Genomic DNA, 1,183 nt, shown 5'->3' with positions numbered 1-1,183 from the left:
AGGTAGAGCAGGCCGCCAATCAGAAGGGGCAGCGACCAGAGGCGGTACCACCTTTTCGGTCGAGTGCTACGTGTGTCCGACATGAGCCCTAACACCTGAGTTAAGCCGCGCTGCGTAGTGGAGGCAAAAGGGTGGCACGCTTTTCAGTGCCACCCTTTTGCCGTAACGAAGCAGCGTCGGCTTGAACGAATCGTTAGGCCGCTTAGCTATTGTGCCTGCGTCTTCGGAAGCACGACCACTTGAATGACCTGCCCATTTGAGCCATAGACGACGATGACAGTTCCTTCAGGTCCACGGTAGACGACCTGCGCGCTACAGGGGCAGGTTGCAGCGGCAGTCGCAGACGTCGCCGGTGTTTGGGAACCCACGATCACCTGAGAGGCTGGAAGTTCGCCTACGGGCAATACAAAGCTCGCCGGGCCGGCCATCGCTACGGCAGTCAGAACCGAGCCATCTAAGCGGTTGATCTGGATGTAAGTAACACCATCTTTAACGAATCGGTATACCCGAAAGTTTTGACTCTTACTAACATTCTGGGCATTTGGAAAGCGCTCGCCCAGCCCCTGAATTACATCTTGGTGTGTCAGTACGGCAGGAGCTGGGTTGCGTGGTGCAGCCGTCGCCGAGAGCGCAAGGCCCAGCGCAATAAACGCCAATGTACCTTTCATGATACGCAGTCCCTTATTGGCTAAGTCGGCTCATGCCGACTCGCTGTTTGTACGGTCAGCCGTCATATCTCGTCAAGCGGCCTAACACCTGAGTTAAGCCGCGCCGCGAAGCGGCGTCGGCTTGGACGAATTGTTAGGCCGCGCCCCGGTTTCCACGCAGGCGGCCGCTAGAGCTTAAAGAAAAGGAATGCTGCGACAAGAATCAGCAACACGTAGTTGATGATAACGAGGGCATGTATGTCTTCGCGCAGGTGACGAATATGCCACTTGAGCTGATGTTCGGACGGCGCCTCGTGCGACTCATTGCGACGCATCTCGTCTTCGAACCACTTGCGGCGGAACAGTGACATACCGAACGCGATGACCGCCACTATGAACCCGATGCCCTTGAGCGTTTCCATGATGTCTCCCCCGATGCTGTGGTGCCAGCTTAGCGGCCTAACACCAGAGCTAAGCCGCGCCGCTGCGGCGGGCTATCCGGAGCCGATCATGCCAGAGCTGCGGCAGCTTGGCCG

General features: G+C 57.6%; 2 protein-coding genes. Both read right to left on the bottom strand.

All coding sequences use genetic code 11. The annotated features are described in order from the left end of the window. Positions 1 to 206 precede the first annotated feature (206 nt). Complete coding sequence (locus EYQ95_RS26170) at positions 207 to 668, bottom strand: hypothetical protein (RefSeq protein ID WP_132332160.1); 462 nt, start codon at positions 666 to 668, stop codon at positions 207 to 209. 167 nt (positions 669 to 835) lie between these two features. Beyond that, on the bottom strand, positions 836 to 1,069 hold the full coding sequence (locus EYQ95_RS26165; protein ID WP_132332158.1) for a hypothetical protein: 234 nt from the start codon (positions 1,067 to 1,069) through the stop codon (positions 836 to 838). Between the last annotated feature and the right edge of the window lie 114 nt (positions 1,070 to 1,183).

It is taken from the genome of Lysobacter sp. N42, assembly GCF_004344885.1.
The sequence above is the reverse complement of the archived record's forward strand: the minus strand, read 5'-3'. Positions and strand labels throughout refer to the sequence as shown.